At 67.4% G+C, this 19,678-nt stretch carries 13 protein-coding genes; 12 read left to right on the top strand and 1 reads right to left on the bottom strand.

Annotated elements, in window-relative coordinates; genetic code table 11:
- The coding region (locus AC1DZ6_RS05390; RefSeq protein WP_477096162.1) for a nucleotide sugar dehydrogenase at positions 1-729 on the top strand (729 nt) is incomplete at its 5' end.
- Between the two features lie 73 nt (positions 730-802).
- Here AC1DZ6_RS05390 and AC1DZ6_RS05385 read toward each other — a convergent pair.
- Positions 803-1,690 carry an NAD-dependent epimerase/dehydratase family protein gene (locus tag AC1DZ6_RS05385; protein ID WP_477096161.1) on the bottom strand — a complete coding sequence of 296 codons (888 nt, stop codon included), beginning with the start codon at positions 1,688-1,690 and terminating at the stop codon, positions 803-805.
- Between the two features lie 139 nt (positions 1,691-1,829).
- Here AC1DZ6_RS05385 and asnB (AC1DZ6_RS05380) point away from each other — a divergent pair, with 139 nt between their 5' ends.
- The 11 genes from asnB (AC1DZ6_RS05380) to AC1DZ6_RS05330 all read left to right on the top strand — a co-directional run.
- Positions 1,830-3,674: an asparagine synthase (glutamine-hydrolyzing) gene (asnB, locus tag AC1DZ6_RS05380; RefSeq protein WP_477096160.1), complete on the top strand. Its 1,845-nt coding sequence runs from the start codon at positions 1,830-1,832 to the stop codon at positions 3,672-3,674.
- Between the two features lie 87 nt (positions 3,675-3,761).
- Entirely contained in the window at positions 3,762-4,784 is a 1,023-nt protein-coding gene (locus AC1DZ6_RS05375) for an NAD-dependent epimerase/dehydratase family protein (RefSeq protein ID WP_477096159.1), read from the top strand.
- A complete protein-coding gene (locus tag AC1DZ6_RS05370) occupies positions 4,747-5,781 on the top strand; it encodes an NAD(P)/FAD-dependent oxidoreductase (protein ID WP_477096158.1) in 1,035 nt (344 codons plus the stop codon). Before AC1DZ6_RS05375 ends, AC1DZ6_RS05370 begins: the two co-directional genes overlap by 38 nt.
- Before the next feature lie 51 nt (positions 5,782-5,832).
- Positions 5,833-6,948: a class I SAM-dependent methyltransferase gene (locus tag AC1DZ6_RS05365; protein ID WP_477096157.1), complete on the top strand. Its 1,116-nt coding sequence runs from the start codon at positions 5,833-5,835 to the stop codon at positions 6,946-6,948.
- A 128-nt stretch (positions 6,949-7,076) separates the two neighbouring features.
- Positions 7,077-9,269 carry a hypothetical protein gene (locus tag AC1DZ6_RS05360; protein ID WP_477096156.1) on the top strand — a complete coding sequence of 731 codons (2,193 nt, stop codon included), beginning with the start codon at positions 7,077-7,079 and terminating at the stop codon, positions 9,267-9,269.
- Complete coding sequence (locus AC1DZ6_RS05355) at positions 9,266-10,555, top strand: hypothetical protein (RefSeq protein ID WP_477096155.1); 1,290 nt, start codon at positions 9,266-9,268, stop codon at positions 10,553-10,555. The genes AC1DZ6_RS05360 and AC1DZ6_RS05355 overlap by 4 nt, the downstream gene beginning before the upstream one ends.
- Before the next feature lie 158 nt (positions 10,556-10,713).
- Positions 10,714-12,393 (top strand): glycosyltransferase family protein, encoded by a 1,680-nt coding sequence (locus AC1DZ6_RS05350; protein WP_477096154.1) that lies wholly within the window; start codon positions 10,714-10,716, stop codon positions 12,391-12,393.
- A gap of 77 nt (positions 12,394-12,470) precedes the next feature.
- Positions 12,471-14,156, top strand: coding sequence for a glycosyltransferase family protein (locus AC1DZ6_RS05345; RefSeq protein WP_477096153.1), 1,686 nt, complete (start codon positions 12,471-12,473; stop codon positions 14,154-14,156).
- Positions 14,153-17,194, top strand: coding sequence for a glycosyltransferase (locus tag AC1DZ6_RS05340; RefSeq protein WP_477096152.1), 3,042 nt, complete (start codon positions 14,153-14,155; stop codon positions 17,192-17,194). The genes AC1DZ6_RS05345 and AC1DZ6_RS05340 overlap by 4 nt, the downstream gene beginning before the upstream one ends.
- Before the next feature lie 29 nt (positions 17,195-17,223).
- On the top strand, positions 17,224-19,086 hold the full coding sequence (gene asnB / locus AC1DZ6_RS05335) for an asparagine synthase (glutamine-hydrolyzing) (RefSeq protein ID WP_477096151.1): 1,863 nt from the start codon (positions 17,224-17,226) through the stop codon (positions 19,084-19,086).
- Between the two features lie 7 nt (positions 19,087-19,093).
- Positions 19,094-19,678, top strand: a 585-nt coding sequence (locus AC1DZ6_RS05330; protein ID WP_477096150.1) for a hypothetical protein, incomplete at its 3' end; no start/stop codon positions are given.

Here is a 19,678-nt window from a genome sequence, read left to right as displayed (position 1 = left end):
GTCCCCAAGGTCGTGCCGGTCTCCAGCCTGGCCACCGCCGAGGCGATCAAGCTCACCGAGAACGTCTTCCGCTGGGTGAACATCGGCCTCGTCAACGAGCTGAAGCTGATCTTCGACAAGATGAACATCGACGTCTGGGAGGTCATCAACGGCGCGGCGACCAAGCCGTTCGGTTTCATGCCCTTCTACCCGGGCCCCGGCCTGGGCGGGCACTGCATCCCGATCGACCCCTATTACCTGACCTGGAAGGCGCGCGGTTACGGCATGTCGACCCGGTTCATCGAGCTGGCGGGCGACATCAACCAGAACATGCCGCGCCACGTCGTGACGCGTCTGGCCGAGGCGCTGAACGACAAGAGCGGCAAGGCCGTGGCCAAGTCGCGCGTCCTGCTGGTGGGCCTGGCCTACAAGAAGAATGTCGACGACCTGCGCGAAAGCCCGTCGCTGGAGCTGCTGAAGCTGCTGCGTGAGCGCGGCGCCGAGGTGGACTATTACGACCCCTACTTCCCGACCGCTCCGGATCTCCACGAACACCAGGAGATCAAGGGCATGCAGTCGGTGGCGTGGACGCGCGACAATCTGCAGACCTACGACGCCGCGCTGATCGCCACCGACCACGACAAGGTCAACTATCGCCTGCTCTGCGAGATGGTCCCGGTGATCGTCGACACGCGCAACGCGACCAAGGACCTGCAGGTCGAGTTCGCGACCAAGATCGTCAAGGCCTAACCCGCCGACCGCGACCGTCTCTACGAAAGGCCCCCGTCTCGTCCGAGGCGGGGGCCTTTTTAGTTTAGCGGCTTTAGAGAGTGGCGACGATCCGGCGGACGCCGTCCTCGAACCGCACGAAGGCGTTCAGGTCCGTGAGACCGCCCAACCGGCTCAGGTCCGGGATGAACCGGAAGGCGCCGGCGCTGGCCTTGCGCTCGAAGACCGGCTCGCGGCCGACCACACGGCCGATCGTCTGGGCGACCGACTGCAGCGACAGGGTCTCGGGGGCCGCGACATTGACCTCCTCGTTCCAGCGCTCGGCCAGGGCCTGCGACACGATGCGGGCCGCGTCGTCGACATAGGTCGCGCTCAGCACCATGCCCTCGCCCTGCTCGGGCAGGGTGACCTCGCGGCCCTCGCGGACGCGGGCGATGATGTCGGGGATCAGGCGCTCGGTCTGGTGCGGACCGTACGGCGTGAAGAACCGCAGGATCGAGACCGGGAAGAACTCGCGATACGACATGGCCAGCATTTCGCCGGCGTACTTCGAAGCCGGGAAATAGCGCCGGGGCGTCAGGACTTCGCTTTCGGACAGGTCGCGCCCGACGACGCCGTCATAGACGCTGCCGGTCGATCCGAACAGGAAGGCGCTGGCGCCGGCCCGGCGCGCGTAGTCCAGCAGGTGCGCGGTGGCCGCCGCGTTGACCTCGAAAAGGTCCAGCGCCGTGTCGGGGAAGGTGCGGTGAAGACGCGAGACGGCCAGGTGGGCCACGGCGTCGATCTTGGCCGGCAAGGCCCCGCTCTCGATCACCCGAGCCAGCTCGCCTGGAGCCGAAAGATTGCACTCGACGAAGCCCGCACTCGCCGGCGCTTCTTCAGGCTTGGAACGGCCGAGCACCGTCACACTGACCCCTTCGGGAAGATTTCGGAGCCACTGCTTGCCCATGAAGCCGCTTGCGCCTGTCAGAAGTACGTGCATTTCTCCGACTCTCCATTTAATCGCCGCTTCTATAGCGCGCCGTCTCACGATAGGCGACCGCTGTAGATAAGCTTGACCGGAACCGCCTGGTGGCGTTCCGGGCAGGCTTGTGCGCGGAATTCTTGAGGGAACAGGCTGTATGTGCGGAATTGCGGGCTTCATCGAGATCGACAATCGTCCCGCCTCCGTGGTCGTCCTGAAGAGAATGACCGACGCGATCGCGCACCGGGGACCGGATGGCGACGGACACTGGACGGACGGCCCCGTCGCCCTGGGCCACCGGCGCCTGGCGATCATCGACCTCTCCGACGGCGGCCGCCAGCCGATGCAGACCGAGGACGGCCGCTACACGCTGACCTTCAACGGCGAGATCTACAATTATCGTGAACTGCGCACGGCGCTGCAGGCCCAGGGCGAGCAGTTCCACACCTCTTCCGACACCGAGGTCCTGCTCAAGGGCCTGCGCGTCTGGGGCATGGACTGCCTGGGCAAGATCAACGGCATGTTCGCCTTCGCCCTGTGGGACAACCAGGAACGCCGCCTGACCCTGGCGCGCGACCGCTTCGGCGTGAAGCCGATGTACTGGGCCCAGGTCGGCTCGACCCTGATGTTCGGGTCCGAGGTCAAGGCGTTCATGGCCCACCCGGCCTTCAAGGCCGAGCTGGCGCCGACGGCGCTGCGCGAATACCTGACCTTCCAGAACTTCTACGGCGACCGGACCCTGTTCAAGGGCGTCCACCTGCTGCCGCCGGGCAGCGCGATGGCGATCGATGTCGGCAAGGGCCGCCAGGAGCCGCGCCAGTACTGGACCTTCGCCTTCCACGGCCAGGAAAAGGGCCTGACCGAGGCCGATGCGGCCACCGAGCTTCGCCGCCTGTTCCAACAAGCCGTCGGCCGCCAGCTGGTGTCCGACGTCGATGTCGGCGCCTATCTCTCCGGCGGCCTGGACTCCGGCTCGATCACCGCCGTCGCCGCCTCGATGCAGCCCTACATCCGCACCTTCACCTGCGGGTTCGACCTCAGCTCGGCTTCGGGCATGGAGGTCTATTTCGACGAGCGGCGCGACGCCGAGATGATGTCGGCCCGCTTCCGCACCGAACAGTATGAAATGGTGCTGAAGGCCGGCGACATGGAGCGGGCCATGCCCGCCCTGGTGCGCCACCTCGAGGAGCCGCGCGTCGGTCAGAGCTATCCCAACTTCCTGATCGCCCGCCTGGCCTCGCGGTTCAACAAGGTGGTGCTGGCCGGCACCGGCGGCGACGAGCTGTTCGGCGGCTATCCCTGGCGCTACGCCCAGACCATCGACTCCGACCCCGCCGTCCTCAAGCAGAAGCTGTTCAGCTACTGGCAGCGCATTCTGCCGGACAAGCGGGCGGCCGAGCTGTTCGCGCCGATCTGGTCGGACGTGCGCGACGTCTCGCCCCAGGACCTGCTGGCCGCCGAGCTGCCGGACATGCCCGCGCGCATGACCGTGGACGAGGCGCTGCAGACGGTCTGGACGTTCGAGGCCCGCACCTTCCTGCAAGGCCTGCTGGCCATGGAGGACAAGACCTCGATGGCCCACAGCCTGGAGGTCCGGGTGCCCTTCCTCGACAACGACCTGGTCGACTTCGCCCAGTCGCTGCCGGCCCACTTCAAGGTCGGCGGCTTCGACTCGTTCGAGGCCGTGGCGGCCATGGGGGGCTCGCGCACCAGCGAGGGCAAGAAGGTCTATCGCAACGCCATGCGGCCGCTGATGCCGGCCGAGATCGTCGACCGCGACAAGCAGGGCTTCTCCGCGCCCGACGCCTCCTGGTTCAAGGGCGAAAGCATGGACTATGTGCGACGCCTGATCGGCACGCCCAAGGCCAAGATCTACGACTGTCTCGACTACGCCGCGATCCGGCCGATGCTCGACGATCACTTCGAAGGACGGGTCAACCACCGGCTGATGGTCTGGTCGCTTCTTAATCTGGAGGAAGCCTTCGGCGCTTTCGGATTTTGAGCCGCCGGAGGCTTGCCTGCGCAGAAGCGACTAGCTATGGACGGGCGGTCCTGCGCCTTCGCGCGACATTAAATAATGGAATTGTCGATGGATATCACGGGTAAGAAAATCGTCGCCATCGGCGGCGCCGGCCTTATTGGCTCGCACACCATCGACCAATTGCTGAAGCATGATCTGCGCGAACTGGTCATCTATGACAACTTCGTGCGCGGTCGCGAAGAGAACCTTGCTCAAGCGCTGCGTGATCCGCGCGTCAAGATCTACGACATCGGCGGCGACATCACCCAGCCCGACATCCTGAACTCGGCGCTGAAGGGCGCCAACGGGGTGTTCCACTTCGCCGCCCTGTGGCTGCTGCAGTGCCACGAGTTCCCGCGCGCGGCGTTCGACGTCAACGTGCGCGGCACGTTCAACGTGCTGGAAGCCTGCGTCGAGCAGAACGTGGAACGCCTGGTCTGGTCGTCGTCGGCCTCGGTGTACGGCGACGCCGTGCAGGAGCCGATGACCGAGGACCACCCGTTCAACAACAAGAACTTCTACGGCGCGACCAAGATCGCCGGCGAAGCCATGCTCACCGCCTTCGTGCATCGCTACGGCCTGAACGCCATCGGCCTGCGCTACATGAACGTCTATGGCCCGCGCCAGGACTATCGCGGCGCCTATATCGCCGTGATCATGAAGATGCTGGACGCGATCGATAAGGGCGAAGGCCCGACGATCATGGGCGACGGCTCCGAGGCGTTCGACTTCGTCGCGGTCGAGGACTGCGCCAAGGCCAATGTCTGCGGCATGCTCGCCGACGCCACCGGCTCGTTCTACAATGTTGGCACCGGCAAGCGCACCTCGCTGAAGGAACTGGCCGAGATCATCCTGCAGTTGACCGGCTGCAACCAGCCGATCAACTACAAGGAACGCAGCCAGGCGACCCTGGTGCGCAACCGCATCGGCGATCCGACGCTGGCCTCGGCTGAAATCGGCTTCACCGCCGACATCGACGTCATCGAAGGCATCAAGCGCCTGATCGAATGGCGCAGGACGCACAAGGAAGAAGTCGAACGCCCGCGAATTGGCGATGGYCGGCCGGGACGTCGTGGTCCTGGAAGCCGCTGATCACATCGGCTCCGGGATCAGCTCGCGCAACAGCGAGGTCATCCACGCCGGTCTGTACTATCCGGCCGGCTCCCTGAAGGCCCGGTTCTGCGTCGAGGGGCGCGGAGCCCTTTACGCCTACGCCGCCTCGCGCGGCGTTCCCCACCAGCGTTGCGGCAAGCTGATCGTCGCCACCGACGAGGCCGAGGCCGAGCGGCTGGAGGGCATCGTCGGGCGGGCGAGCGCCAACGGCGTCGACGACCTGACCTGGATGACCGGGCCGCAGGTCAAGGCCGTCGAGCCCGAACTGCGCTGCGTGGCGGCCCTCTGGTCGCCCAGCACCGGCATCATCGACAGCCATCAGCTGATGCTGGCCTACCAGGGCGAGGCCGAGGACCACGGCGCGGCGGTGGCGTTCAACACGCCGCTGCTGGGCGGACGGGTCATCCCGGGCGGCGTCCGGCTCGAGGTCGGCGGCGCCGAGCGGACCCAGGTGTCGGCCCGCCTGCTGGTCAACGCCGCGGGCCTCAAGGCCCCCGCCGTCGCCCGCGCGATCGAGGGCTTTCCCGAGGCGCTCATCCCGTCCAGCTTCATGGCCAAGGGCAGCTACTTCCAGCTGGCCTGCCGCTCGCCCTTTTCACGCCTGGTGTATCCGATCCCGATGCCCGGCGGGCTGGGCGTCCACGCCACCCTCGACCTGGCCGGCCGATGCCGGTTCGGTCCTGACGTGGAGTGGGTCGAGACCGAGGACTACGACGTGGATCCGCGCCGCGCCGACGTGTTCTACGACGCGGTCCGCCGCTATTGGCCCGGCCTGCCGGACGACGCCCTGACCCCCGCCTATTCCGGGATTCGCCCCAAACTGGTCGGCCCCGGGGGCCCGGACGCCGATTTCCAGATCGTCGGGCCCTCGGATCACGGGCTGGAGGGTCAGATCCACCTTTTCGGTGTCGAATCCCCAGGCCTCACGGCGTCCCTGGCCCTGGCCTCGGCGGTCCTGGGAAAAGCCCCGACTTGACCTCGCCGGGGGCAGGCCTTAGCCAGCCCTAGCACCACAAGGAGTTGCCCTTTGCGCCGCGCTATCGCCCAGGAACTTGTCGCCCCGGGCAATGGAGCCGCCCTGAACCTCGACGTCTTCAAGTCCGACGGCGACAGGGTCATCGAAGGCGTCCTGCGCGAACCGGACGGCGCCTGGCACCCAATCATCGACGGCCTGCCGATCTTCCGCAGCGAGGCGCTGCAGCCCGACCTGACCGAATTCGCCACGGCCCACGGCCTGGCCTACGCGCCGCCGCCGGCCGACACGACCGGCCAGGCCGAGACCAACACCACCTTCTCCGACAAGTGGCGGCGGTTCACGACCTACGGCTGGGCGGACCAGCACTGGGACTTCCATGCCCAGTGGTTCGTCAAGAAGCTGGGCCTGGACGGCGTGGAGGACCTGGCCAGGTTCTACGGCCAGTTCGAGCGGGTGCTGGAATGCGGCACCGGCTCGGGTTTCAACCTGAACTTCATCAGCAAGCACGCGCGCGGCGAGGTGTTCGGCCTCGACATCTCAGACGCGGCCGTCACCTCGCACCAGAATCTGCGCGATCTTCCCAACCTGTCGATGGTCCGCGCCGACCTGTTTCACGCGCCGTTCGCGGACGACAGTTTCGACTTCGTCATCGCCGACGGCGTCCTGCATCACACGCCGTCGACGCGCGGCGCCGTCGAGGCGCTCTACAAGAAGGTCAAGCCGGGCGGTAAGTTCTTCTTCTATATCTACAAGCGCATGGGCCCGGCGCGGTACTTCGTTGATCAGCATATTCGCGAGTCTTTCACCAAGCTCACGCCCGAAGAATGTTACGAGGCGTGCCACGCCATCACTGAGCTAGGCCGCGAGTTGTCCAAGATCGACACCAAGATCAATCTTGAGAATGCGATCCCGTCTTTGGGCCTTCCGGCTGGCGAGCACAATGTGCAGCGCTTTGTCTACTACGGCTTCATGAAGTGTTTCTGGAACGACGCGTTCGATTTCGAAACCAACAACATGATCAACTATGATTGGTATCATCCCCATCATGCCTGGCAGCACACTGAGGAAGAGGTTACCGTCTGGTTGACTGACCTTGGTGTGAAGGATTTTAATATTTACGACGCCAATCCTAACGGCCTTTCAGTGCTTGTTACCAAGCCTCTGTAGCTTTACAGCGATCCGCTTTTGGACAACACGGGATTTGAGCCGCGAGTCGCTGCGGTTCCGCTTGTGCATCGACGACCGAATCCGCAACTAATGGACGTACAGAGTTCAGTGCGCCGTGGAGCATAGTGGTGACGTCCGAGTCCGAATCCCCCAACTGGACGCGACCGGTCCCTAGCCTGGTGGGCGGCACGAGCCGTCAGCTGACGGCCGTCCTGGATCGTTTCGAGGACCTCTGGCGCGCGCTGGACCAGAGATTGGCCGGCATCGAGGCGGTCCGCGAGGAACGACACCTCGCCCTGCTCGCCCTGATCCAGGCCGACAAGGCCGAGGTGATCAGCCAGATCGCGGCCCATACCGACGCCCTGCGCCAGGAGCTCAACGCCCGGATCGACGAGACCAAGGCCGCGATCGCCGCCAGCGAAGCCGGCGTGGTCAGCCAGATCTCGGCCCATACCGACGTGCTGCGCCAGGACCTGAATGTCGGCCTGGACGAGGCCAAGGCCGTGGTCGTCGGCGGCGAAGCCCGCGTGATCAGCCAGATCGCGGCCCACACCGATGTGCTGCGCCAGGAGCTGGGCGGTCTGCTGGCCTCCGTCGTCGCCCAACTGGAAGACGGCAAGCTCGATGCGCGCATCGACCAGGCCAAGGCCGCGATCGGCGCCACCGAGACCGAGGTCGTCCACCAGATCTCGGCCCACACCAACGTGCTGCGCCAGGAACTGGGCGGCATGCTGACGACGATCACCTCCCAGCTGGACGGCAAGGCTGAAAGCGGGGTCGACCTGATCAAGGCCTCGATCGGCGCCACCGAGACCGAGGTGGTCCATCAGATCTCGACCCACACCAACGTGCTGCGGCGGCTCGTCCACAACAGCCGTCGCGGAGAGCCGGTCGAGCCCGACGCCCTGACCGACCTGATGACCGCCCTGCGGGAGGTGAACGCCCAGCTCGCCAGACTGCCCGCGCCGCTGGATCTGCTGAACGAAGCCGAGCTGTCCCTGCTGACCCCGGACGAGCGCGACGTCACGCCCGCGATTCTCGAAGTCTCGCCGCCGATCGTCCATCGCCACGCGCCGGCCGAGACGCTGGAGATCGCGCGCCTCGACCCTCCCGCCCCGCGCTATGTCGACCTGGACGGCGCGCCGGTGACGGTTGACGAGACCCTGCCGCCGCTGCTGCTGCGCCAGTCCAACGAGGATCCCGAGAACCCGGTCTTCTGGGCCGAACCGCCCAAGGCGTCGGACCAGCGCCGCACCTACTGGTTCGAGTTCGACACGACGCCGACCTTCACCTCGCCCAACACCTGGCGCTCGCCGATCCTGGCGGCGCGGGAAGGGGTGCTCCGCGCGAACGAGCTGGCGGGCGAGGCGCTGGCCGAGGATCGGCCGAATCGTTCGATCAACCAGGGCCTGACCCTGACGCCCCTGGTCACCCTGGACCCGTTCGGCTCCAACGACCTGCCCATGGTGCGCGCGCCTTTCCGGCTGAGCGCCATGCGCCTGCCGACCGGCCGCGCCGCCCTGGACTGGAACGAGATGCAGCGGCAGGCCCAGGCTCTGGGCGCCGGCCTGCCCCGGGAGGCGCTCCGCCGGGAGATCTTCAACTATGTGCGCCACGTCTATGGCTGGGGGCTCGACACGCGGGTCCGGAACGGGGCCGAGATCTTCATGTCCGGCATGGGCGGYTGCGGCCATGTCGGCACGGTCGCCGCGATCTTCCTGGAGCTGAACGGGGTGCGCACGCGCAAGGTCGCGGGCTTCAATCCGAAACTTCGCTCCGTCTGGGCCGGGGCCGGGCATACGGCGCTGGAGGTCCAGGAAGAGTCCGGCGACTGGAGCTATTTCGACCCCTATCTCGGCTACTACACGCCCCATGTCTCGGCCAAGGACATCGCCGAGGCGCGGGCCCCGCAGGTGCTGCCGTATCTGGTGCTGCCCCAGGACGTCGCCGCCAAGGTCGGCTTCGAGCAATACGACCTGTCCAAGCTCTTCCGCTACCGGATCTATTTCGACACCTTCGATCGCCTGCTCCCGGTCAACGCCCCTCGCCTGGGCTCGCGCGAAGCCGCCTACGCCGCCGCCCTCGACCACTTGGAGCCCGGCCAGGATTGGGCGGCCGACGACCTGAAGCCGCCGAGCGACCAGATCCACGTGCGGGTCCGCTACGCGATCGGCGCGAACAGTCTGATCCCCGTGGGCGCGCGTTTCGGCGCGACCAACAAGGCGGCCCGGTTCTCGCCCTGGACGACGGCCAGCTTCCCCGCGCCCTGGGCGGCGACCAAGCCGCCCCGGCGCAAGGCCGCCGCGCCGCCGCGGTCATGAGCCTTCGCCTGAAATTCGCGGCCGGCGCGGTCCTGATCGAGACCGTGCGGTTCGCGACGATCCTGGCGATCCTGACGTMCAAGGCGATCCAGGCCGCCGGTTGGCTGACGGTGATCGTCGCCGACGCCGTGGTGGTCGCCCTGTCGCGGCCGGTCGCCGCCTGGCGGCTGTGGCGCGGTCGGCCCGCGGCGCTGTGGGCCTCGACCCCGATCCTGGTCACGCCGATCCTCGCCCGGTGCGTCGAACGTCTGGGCTGGCGCTCGCGCAGCCTGGTCTTCCAGACCTATCGCGTGACCTCCGCGTTCGATCTGGATCTGTCGCTCTGGGAGGCCCGGTTCCACAGGCGGGCCCGGGCCTTGCATCCGGCCTTCCGGCGCGCCGTCCTCTACTGGGCCCTGCTCAACTACGACGCCTTCCACTATTTCCACGACCAGGGCCTGCTGGCCGCGCCCCTGCACCGCGGCGTGCGGCTCGACGAGCTGCGCCTGCTGCGCCGGGCGGGCAAGCGGGTCTATCTGGCCGCCTACGGCGCCGATGTTCGGACCCGCAGGACCACCACCGCCCTGGGCGAACCCAACTGCTGCTCGTTCTGCCCGGCGCCGGGCCGCTTCTGCGTATGCGACGAGACCCCCAGCCAGGCCCGCATGAGCCGGCGCAACGCCCTGGCGACGGCCCGCATGACCACCGCGGAGATGGGGCTCTACGACCCCGAGGCCTGGCCGATCCACTACTGGCCCGTCGATGTGGCCAGGATGGCCCTCGCCCCGCCGACCCGGCGCGAGGGTCCGCTGAAGGTGTTCCACGCGCCGAACCATCCGCATTTCAAAGGCACGGCCATGCTGCGCGCCGCGGTGGCCGCCCTGAAGGCGCGGGGCGTGGAGATCGACTATCGCGAGCTGTCGGGCGTCAGCAACGCCGAGGTCATCGCCGCCCAGCACGACGCCGACCTGGTGGCGGACCAGTTCATCATCGGCGCCTACGGCTATGCCGCGCTGGAGGCCATGGCCGCCGGAAAGCCGGTGCTGTGTTTCCTGCGGCGGCCAGACTGGCTGGCCGGCCCCGACTGCCCGATCCTGTCAGCCGGACCGGCCGACATCGAGCGGGTGCTGGAGGCTTGCGCGAACGACGAGATCGACCTGGCCGCGGTCGGTCGGGCGAGCCGGGCCTGGGTGTCGGAGCACTACGATCTGGAAGCCGTCAGCCGACGGATCGGCCGGCTCTATCTGGCCACCGGAGGGTGGACGGGAGCCGTCGCCCGCCGCCTCGAACGAAGCCTGGAAGCTTGACGGAATCGGCGCGCGCGCGCCCGCCCGGTGATGTTTACTGCGATCCGCATTCATTGTAACAAACGCGCGCGCGGCAAACTCATGGATCAATAATGCTCAACAAAAGCTCCGGCGCGGTCAATGCGCGCGACGAGATCGATTTGTTTGAAGCCGGACGTTTGCGCGAATCTTTCGATTCCAAGCAGTGGATCGCCGATTTTCGCCAGAAAAATGGGCGCCCGTTGCGGGTTCTACACATCGGCAACATCGCCAACAACGCCTACATGAACGCCAAGATCCAGCGCGCGCGTGGAATCGAGGCCGATGTCCTGTCGTTCGGCTACTATCACATCATGGGCTGCCCCGAGTGGGAGGACGCCGAGTTCGAGGGCGTCCACGGCGACGACATGATGCCCGACTGGTGGGGCGTGCGCTTCACCAAGCCGTACAAGCGCCCTCGCTGGTTCGCCCAAGGCTCGCTCGATCTTTGCATTCGCATGCTGATGGCCGGTCGCGGCAAGAGCCAGTGGGCCCGCCGCGCCACCTGGTACGGCCTGGAGTTCGAGCGCTGGGTGCTGAGCCGCCAGAGCTATCCGGCCCAGGTGGTCCGCGGGCTCATCCTGAAGATCTGCGGCCGTCCCGCCGGCCTGGGCAACGGTCAGCCGACCATGCTGCTGGCCCAGACCGGCGCCAAGGCCCTGGCCGACTGGATGGCCAAGGACCCCAAGCGGTCGACGCCCCGCATGCGCCGCCTGCAGCGGCGGATCGCGCTGTACGGCCTGCGCGGTGACGCCAATGTCGAGGCTCCGCTGCACCTGAAGAACAACCGCAAGGCGCGGGCGCGGATCGAGGCGCACGCCAACACGATCCTGGCCGAGACCGGTCGTCAGATACAACCAACCGACCTGGACCACGTCTATATCTGGTGGTGGCACCCCTACCTGCCGAAGCTGTTCCGCCAGTACGACATCGTCCAGTGCTACGCGACCTACGGCGCGATGCCCCTGGCGATGGAAATGCCGTACGTCGCGTACGAGCACGGCACGATCCGTTCGATCCCGTTTGACGACGACGGCCAGGGCCGCCTCTGCATGGCCTCTTATCGCGGCGCCGACGCGGTGCTGGTCACCAACACCGACAACCTGGACTCCGCGGTGCGGATGGGCGTCGACCCCGACCGGGTCGTGCCGCTGCCCCACGCCTTCGACAGCGACAAGATCGAGGACTTCGCCCGGGCCCACCCCCGCGCCAAGCCGCCGTCCGACGTCGTGGCGTTCTTCGCCCCGGCCCGCCACCATTGGGTGGGCAACAACATCAAGGCCAACGACCGCATATTCCGTGCCCTGAGCATTCTGAAGTCGGAAGGCCTGACCTGCCGGCTGCGGGTCGTCGACTGGGGCAAGGACGTCCAGGCCAGCAAGGACCTGATCGCCGAACTGGGCCTCACCGACCAGGTCGAGTGGATGCCGGTGATGAAGAAGAGGCAGCTGTGGGAGGAGTACATGCGCTCCCACGCGATCCTCGACCAGTTCCTGCTTCCGGCCATGGGCGCGGTGGGTTTCGAGACCATGCTGCTCGGGCGCCTGCTGATCGCGTCGATCGACAAGCCCACCTTCACGGCTTTCTTCGTCGAGCCGCCGCCCGTCCCCGACGTTCGCACCGCCGAGCAGATCGCCGCCACGATGCGGGAGGTGATCCGCAACCCGCAAGGCGCTCTGGAAACCGGGGCCAAGGCGCGAGAGTGGATGCGCAAATATCACTCTTCCGAGCAGATAGTGGCTTTGCAGGCCCAATCCTACGCCGCTATCGTGGCGGCCCGGGAGTCGGAGCGAGCACAGCCGCCGCGCGTAAGCGCCTAAGTCCTAAGGGTCGGCGTATTCCGGATCGGGGGCTTTGAGTGTCTGGCAATAGATCATCACCAGAAGGACCCGCCACCGTGCGCGGCGGGCTGACCCGGTCGAGCGCCGAATGGACGGCTGACTTCGCGCGGCGCAAGGGCCGCCCGCTGCGCGTGCTGCACATCGGCAACATCGCCAACAACGCCTATTTCAACGCCAAGATTCAGCGCGCGCGCGGGATCGAGGCCGACGTGCTCTGCAACGACTATTTCCACATCATGGGCTGTCCCGAATGGGAGGACGGCGAGTTCCAGGGCGACGTCGGCGACCCCAACGATCCGGACTGGGGCGCGGTGCGGATGCGCAACGGCTTCAAGCGGCCCCGGTGGTTCGCCCAGGGCGGCCTGGACGCCTGCATCCGCGCCCTGCTGGCCCACCGCGCGCATCCGGAACGGCGCTGGGACGCGGCGTGGCTCCTGTTGCGCGCCGAGTCCTGGCTGCGGACGCGGCGAGACGCGCGCGCCGACCGCGCCCGCGCCTGGATCGCGAAACACTGCGGCACGCCCAACGCCCCGCCGCTGGTGCTGGTGGGCCGTCAGGTCTGGTGGTGGCTGTTCGCCAAGCCCTTGCCTCTGCCCAAGGGCCTGGAAGCGCGCATGCGGCTATTCCGCGCCCGCCTGCGCGCCTACACCCTTCGCGCCGACAGCAACCGCGCCTACCTGTTCAACTTCAAGCGAACCGCCAAGCTGCGCGCCAAGACCACCCAGCGCGCGAACAGCGTCCTGGGCGAAACCGGCCGCCGTCTCGACGAACACGACCTGGATTTCACCTATATCTGGTGGTGGCATCCCTATCTGCCGCGGCTGCTGTCGCGCTACGACATCATCCAGGGCTATGCGACGGCCCCGGCCATGCCGTTCGCGATGGATGTGCCCTATTTCGCCTACGAGCACGGCACGCTGAGAAGCATCCCGTGGGACGAGGACCCCCAGGGCCGCCTTTGCCTGGCGTCCTACAGACACGCCGAAAGCGTGTTCGTCACCAACACCGACTGCGTCGACGCGGCCCTGAAGTTCGGCGTCGAGCCGGATCGCCTGGTCCGCCTCCCCCACGCGGTGGACAGCGACGCCCTGACCGCCTTCGCCGCCCAGCGGCGAAACAGCCACCGCCCGCCCCGGGATCGGGTCGTGTTCTTCACCCCGACCCGCCAGCACTGGCGGGAAGGCGGCGACATGAGCATGGCCAAGGGCAATGACCGAGTCTTCCGCGCCCTGGCGCTGCTGCGCGATCGCGGACTGACCTGCACGCTCCGCGCCGTCGCCTGGGGCCAGGATCTCGACCACAGCAAGCGGCTGGCCGCCGAGCTCGGCGTCGAGCACATGGTCGAGTGGGCGCCCGTGATGAAGAAGCGCGAGCTGATCGGTGAGTTCCTGCGCGCCCACGCCGTCGTCGACCAGTTCATCATCCCCGCCTTCGGCGCGATCACCTTCGAGACCATGATCCTGGGACGCCGGCTGATCGCCGCCATGGACCGTGACGTGCTGCGGCAGTTCTTCGGCGAGGCCCCGCCGGTGGACGACATCCGCACCGCCGAACAGATCGCCGACGCCATGCAGGCGGTCATCGAAGATCCCGACGATCGGTCGGGAAAGGTCGCGACCATCACGGCCTGGATGCAGGCGCACCATTCCGCTGAACGCATCGTTTCTCTACAGCTTCAGGCGTACGAGCGCTTCCTGGGCGCCGCGCCGGCTACAGATCCAAAAGAAGCCATTCCTCAATGAATCCGTTGATCCGTCGCCTCGCCTCCCGCTTCAGCCTCGCCCGACAATGGGGACCGCTGATCCGCGCCTATGTGCCGATCGCCGACGGCCGGTCCAAGCGCGCGCCCGATCCGTCGCGCAACATGCAGCAGATCGTCATGGTGGTGGTCTCGCAGCTGCGCATCGATCCGCGCGTGGAGCGGGGCGCCCGCAAGCTGGCCGCCGACGGCTTCGAGGTGGTGGTCATCGCGCCGGACGTGTCGCACCCGCCGCATTCGGTGGAGCCGCTCGATTGGGGTCCGAACATCACGTTCGACCTGCAGCCGGCCACCGCCGGCAACTACATCATGACCGCGCCCTACATCTATGGCGCGGAAATGCTGACCGCCGCCCGCAAGTACCGGCCGTTCGCGTTCCACGGCCATGACCTGAACGCGGCCCTGGTCGCGATGCGCGCGGCGCACGATTCCCGCGCACTGTGCGTGGTGGACTATCACGAGTGGCACTCGGAAAATGTCCGCTGGAACGTCAAGGCCGACCGCTGGACGCCGTATCCGCTGTTCGAGAAGACCGTCTTCCGTCTGGCCGAATGGATCGCGACGCGGCGCGCCGACACCGTGATCACCGTCTGCGGCTCGATCGCCGACGAGATGGCCAAGGCGGCCGGCGTGCCGCGGTCCAAGATCAAGCTGGTCCGTAACGTCCCGCGGCTCGACGCCGAGCCCAGCAAGGAATATCCGGACCTGCACAAGCAGATCGGCGTCGAGCTGAGCCGCTTCCTGGTGCTGTACCAGGGCGGCACCGGCAAGACGCGCCTGCTGGAGCCGGTGATCCGAGCCCTGGCCTACGCGCCCAACGTCACCCTGGTGATCCGCGGACCGTCCCTGGACTGGTTCGGCGACCACTATCGCAAGATCGCCGAGATGGCCGGCGCCGCCGACCGCCTGATCCTGATCAATCCGGTGCCGTCGGGCGACGTCGTGGCGGCCGCCCGCGGCGCCAACGTCGGCATCTGGACGCTGCCGAAGCTGAGCAAGAACTTCTACTTCGCCCTGCCCAACAAGATCTTCGAATACCTCGCGGCGGGCCTGCCGGTCCTGGTGGCCGACTATCCCGAGGCGCGCGGCATCGCGAACATGGGCGTGGGCCTGACCTTCGATCCGAACGACCCCAAGTCGATCGGGGCGCAGATGCAGAAGCTGTACGAGGACCGCGAGCTGCTCGCCAAGCTCACGGACCGCGTTCCCGGCGCCCTGCACGACCTCGACGTCGAGGACGAATGGGCCAAGCTGGTCGACATCTATCGCGGCCTGCGACAGGACGAGTACGACCGCCTGGGCATCGAGCCCGGCAAGGTCCTGCTGCCCTCCGACTTTTCGGACGGCGCGATCAACTGGACCGTGGGTCAGCCGGCCATCGGCGCGACGGTCAATCCCGGCTTCACCGGCTCGATCCAGGGCTCGCCAGGGATCGGCAAGGTCGGCCAGTTCCGGCACCTGATCACCATCATGTCGATGGGCTCGATCCCCCTGACCCCGCCGCGCGCCTATCAGCTGTCGGCCAAGCTGCGCTGCGTCCAGCCCAGCACCGACGACCAGTCGCCGCACTACTTCCTGGGCGTGCGCGCCTGGGACGCGGCCGGAACCTTCCTCGGCGAAACCTTCCCCGGCGGGGCGACGAAGGCCTACGGGGTCGATGACGGCTGGATCGAGGTCTCGACGGTCTTCAACCCGGCCAGCCTCACCGAGCGCGACCCCGCCTTCGCGGCGGCCGCCCACATCCGGCCGGTGATCTATCTGAACCACTCCGGTTCTGACGCGAACGGCTACTCGACCAACGCCACCACCCAGCTGGCCGAACTGCGCGTCGAGGACGCCACCGGCCGCACGCCCGATCCCATCCCGGCGGGTCCCGCGCCGAGCAGCCAGCCCGGCGACGCCCCGCGCGGCGACGGCATCCGCGTGCTGCACGCGCCCAACAACGTCGGCAACCAGCCCTGGACCCTGTCGCGGGCCGAACGCCGCCTCGGCGCGGCCAGCGACCTGGTGATCAACTACAACACCTGGCTCAACCTGCCGGCCGACCGCGTCCTGTCGGCCTGGGCCACCCAGGACATGAACGAGGTTCGCGAGCGCGCGGCGTTCGGCATGACCGCGCCGTTCGACTATGACGTGCTGCACTACTATTTCGGCCGCAGCCTGATGCAATGGGAGGATCTGGGCCCGCTGAACACCGCGCCGTTCGCCGACCTGCGCCTGGCCAAGGCGCTGGGCAAGAAGGTGTTCATGACCCTTCAGGGCTGCGACGCCCGCCTGGGCGCCGAGTCCGACGCCCGCAACGAACACACCATGTGCCGGACGGGCGGCTGCGGCAGCTTCGAGACCTGCGTCACCAGCATCGACTACAGCCGCAAGGCGATGATCGACGACATCCTGCCGCTCTGCGACCGGGTGTTCGCCCTCAACCCCGAGCTCTGCCACTACGCGCCCAACGCGGTCTTCCTGCCCTACGCCAATCTCGACGTGGAGGCCTTCAAGCCGATCCCGCCGCGCAGCGGCGGCCGACCGCTGATCCTGCACGCGCCCAGCGATCCCAAGATCAAGGGCACGGCCCTGATCGAGGCCGCGCTGGAGACCCTGAGCCGCGAGTTCGACTTCGACTACCGCCAGGTCACGGGCCTGCCGCATGCCGAGGCGATGAAGCTGTACGGCGACGCCGACCTGGTCATCGACCAGGTGCTGGCCGGCTGGTACGGCGGCTTCTCGGTGGAGCTGATGGCCATGGGCAAGCCCGTGGCCTGCTACCTGCGCGAAGAGGACCTGGGCTTCGTGCCCAAGGCCATGCTGGACGATCTGCCGATCCTGCGGATTCGCCCCGACCACCTGGTCGAGGACCTCCGTGTCGTGCTGTCGCGACGCGACGAATGGGCCAAGATCGCCCAACGATCGCGTGAGTTCGTGCTGCGCTGGCACAATCCCCGCCTGATCGCGGAACTGATGCTCGAAGCCTATGTCGATCCCGCCTCCACCCTGCGGCTTTCCCGCCTCGGCGAACGCTGAAGAGCAAACATTCTCAAGGACTAAGCTTCATGTGCGGTATCGCTGGGATCCTCCATTTCGGCCGGCAGCCTGACGCGCCTTCGCGTCTGAGGCTGATGGCCGACTCGATCGTCCACCGGGGCCCCGACGGCGAGGGCTACTGGTCGGACGCCGACTTCGCCCTGGCGTTCCGACGCCTGGCCATCGTCGACATCGAGACCGGCGACCAGCCGATGTCCAACGCCGACGGCTCGGTGTGGGTGGTGTTCAACGGTGAAATCTACAACCACGTCGCCTTGCGCGCCGAACTGGAGGCCCGGGGCCACAAGTTCGTCACCGACCACTCCGACACCGAGGTCCTGGTCCACGGCTGGGCCGAGTGGGGCGAAAGCCTGCCCGAACGCCTGAACGGCATGTTCGCGTTCTGCATCATCGACCGCAAGAAGCGCTCGGCCTTCATGGCCCGCGACCGCCACGGCGTGAAGCCGCTCTATCTGCACGAGCGCGCCGACGGCGCGATCCTGTTCGGATCCGAGGTCCGACCGATCCACGCCAGCGGCCTGCTGCCGATCGCGTCTTCGCCCCGAGCGATCATCGAGTATTTCAGCCTGATGAACCAATGGCACGGCCGCACCCCGTTCACGGGCGTGCGCATGCTGCTGCCAGGCACCTGGATGCGGGTCGACGCCGACGGCGTCGAGGAGCGCAAGTACTGGGACTTCGTCTTCGAGCGCAAGGAAAGCCGCGACATGGAGACGGCTTCGGCCGACTTCCGCGAGCTGTTGCTCGACACGGTCGATCGCCAGATCGCCGCCGACGTGCCGGTGATGGCCTATCTGTCGGGCGGCATCGACTCGACCTCGGTGACCGTGGCGGCCTACCATCGCGACCCCCGGGTGCGCGCCTATTCGTGCATCTTCGACCTGGACAATGTCGGGGTGGACGCCTTCTGCGACGAACGCGAGTTCTCGCGCGCCGCGGCCGATTTCCTGGGCATCGACCGCGTCGAGCTGGAGCTGTCGCAGGACACCCTGGTCAAGACGCTGGACGCCACCATCCACGCGCTGGAATACCCGCGCATGGGCATGGCCTATGTGAACTACATGATCGCCTCGCGCGTGGCGCAGGACGCCAAGGTCGTGCTGTCCGGCATGGGCGGCGACGAGGTGACCGGCGGCTATGTCGGGCGCTACTGGCTGGTGCCGCACGCCACGCGTCCCGCCCCGGGCGAGGCCTGGGAGGCCGCGCCGGGCTTCAAGCGTTCGCCCTACGCCCCCGACGAGAGCGACCCGTTCAACCTGTACCGGGTGATGCTGAACACCCCGATCGCCAAGGACGTGCTGCCCTCGGCCTTCACGCCGGCGTTCCTGGCCCAGATCGACGGCTTCGACCCCCTGGAGACCATCAACGCCGCGATCGAGAGCGCGCCCAGCAACGACACCTGGGACACCCTGATGTATGTCGACGCCAAGACCTATCTGCACGGTCTGCTGGTGCTCGAGGACAAGCTCTCGATGACCCACTCGCTGGAAACCCGCGTGCCGCTGCTGGACAACGTGCTGGTCGACCGCCTGCTGCAGACCTCTTGGGGCGAGCTGTGCGACGGCGAGACCGGCAAGATCCTGTTCCGCGAGGCCGTCAAGCCGCTGGTGCCCGAGTCGGTCTACACCAAGCCCAAGATGGGCTTCGGCCCGCCCGACGCCTCGTGGTACCGCGGCGTGCTGCGTCCCCTGCTGGAAGAGCGGCTCTCGGAGCGGCGGATCGCCGCCCGCGGCGTGTTCCAGCCCGCCTGGGTCCGCGCCCGCCTCGACGAGCACTTCGAGGACAAGGCCAACTGGGTCGGCCTGATCTGGTGCCTGCTGAGCTTCGACAGCTGGTGCGAGCAGTACGGCCTGTTCGGCGGCAAGCTGTAGCCCGCCGATGTCGCTCGCGACTTGGATCAAGGCCAGGCTTTCCGGGGCGCGGCGGCCAGGACCGGTCGAGATCGCGGCCGACCCCGCGCCTCGCGCTCCGGCGGACCGTCCCGACGGACCGCGCAAGGTCCTGCACGTCGGCAACGTGGCCAACAACGCCTACACCAACGCCAAGCTGCTGAACGAAGCGGGGTGGATCAACCACGTCGCCCACTACGACTTCTACCACTTCGCCTCGACGCCCGAATGGGCCGAACTGGGCGCCAGCATCTCGCGCGAGGACCTGGGCGACGACTATTTCCCGGACTTCTGGCGCCAGGCCACGCCGAGCCAGGCCTGTCCGTCGTGGGCCGCCAGCGGACCCCAGCTGACCGTCGTCGCCTATCTGCACCTGCTGGCGACCGACGACCCGGCCGCCGAACGCGCCTGGTCGTCGCTGCAGTACGTGCGGTTCAAGGCGGCGCGCGCGCGGCACACCACGCCGCAGGGCGTCTGCCTGAGCGCAGAGGCGTTGGAGACCGAACTGGCCGGGCGCGACCTGCCGGCGTCGGTCGCCGACGGCTTCCGCTACGCGCGGCGAGGCGACGACCTG

This window comes from Caulobacter sp. P1_B12_2 (assembly GCF_056406675.1).
Note: the sequence above shows the minus strand (reverse complement) of the source record. Positions and strands in the feature narration are given on the sequence as shown.